Origin of the sequence: Sodalis sp. dw_96 (assembly GCF_018449575.1) — a bacterium.
Taxonomy (GTDB): Bacteria; Pseudomonadota; Gammaproteobacteria; order Enterobacterales; family Enterobacteriaceae; genus Acerihabitans.
The window spans coordinates 1-1,241 of record NZ_JAAVUT010000056.1; the positions used below are offsets into that span (position 1 = coordinate 1).

General features: G+C 47.5%; 1 protein-coding gene. It reads right to left on the reverse strand.

The features are described from left to right. Nucleotides 1-339: 339 nt before the first annotated feature. Nucleotides 340-1,241: DUF6862 domain-containing protein (locus tag HB631_RS26745; RefSeq protein WP_213994206.1), on the reverse strand; the 902-nt coding region annotated here is incomplete at its 5' end.

Here is a 1,241-nt window from a genome sequence, read left to right on the forward strand (position 1 = left end):
ATTCCACCGATCAAGCCGTGCGGGTGATGGTGGAGCCGGGAAGGCTGGTGATATTGACTGAGGCGGATTAACGAGTGGTCTGTAAGATAAAATCCCGGCTCGGACGCCGGGATATATAAAGCTTAAAAGTTATCAACACATATTAATTTAAATTAAATCTATATAGCATCCATATAGCAAGTCCACAAATAGCACCATAACATGCTCCTAGAATGGCATAATCAGAAAAATTGATTTCAGAGGTATTTTTCAATGAAAACCAAATAGCAAGTGGTATTCCAACACTGAATCCTGCTGAAAAATAGGCCATAATCACAATTAATAATAAATATGGCCTCTTCAATTTTCAATTCCATTCTTTTGTATTAGGGTACTTGTAGCTTCCTGCACTGTAGCTGCACCTGTACTGCCTGCGATCCCAGGTATAGGGCTTAGTTTTACTTCTTTGAATAAATAACCTGGCCCGAATGTTGTCTCGGAATATTTAAGGGCATTTTTACTCGCTTCCATGCCAAAATGCTCTTTGATAAGTTTAGCTTCCCATGGGCGCGTGATCGCTGTACCCAAGCCAAAGCCAATAGCAGTTCCACCCGCTGCCCCCATCATTGCAGCCTGTGAGTTTTCGCCCGTTACATGGCTGCTAAAATAGGCCCCACCCACATTCAACCTGACATTAGAATTAAGCGATTTTCCAACCCCGGCGGTCCCACTCACGCCAGATGTGAAGAAACTGGCGTAATCAAATTTATCGCCCGTTTTTCCCTCTAACACTTGTACACCGCCATTAGCGCCCAGACTCATGGCGGCACCGATGGCTTTTGCGGTGAGGGTGGCTGATTTGGTGAAGGTTGATTTCGCCGTTCCTGCTACACCTAGGACATTTTCCGGCTCGGCAACAAAAGACCCCAGCCGGTTCCAGCCATCCGTATTTTTATGGATATACTCTAGGGCTTTAGCATTTTCCGTCTGCACCACGCCACGGATCTCTTCATCCCGTATCGGCGCACCGAACCAGTCCGGCATCCACGTCGGGCGTGAGGCCGCGTTCATACCGGTATCGACGAGTTGTTTTTGATAGCTAGCACAGGTCAGAGGGCTGTCTTCACATACCTGCTGGAGTTCTTCGTTGCGTTGGGCATTTATCGCCGCGTATTTGTCCACAATAGCGCCACAGTCACCGCCCGTAGCCTTGCATTCTGCCCACGCTTTATCAAACGCACGACCGTCATCACCGGTCAAAT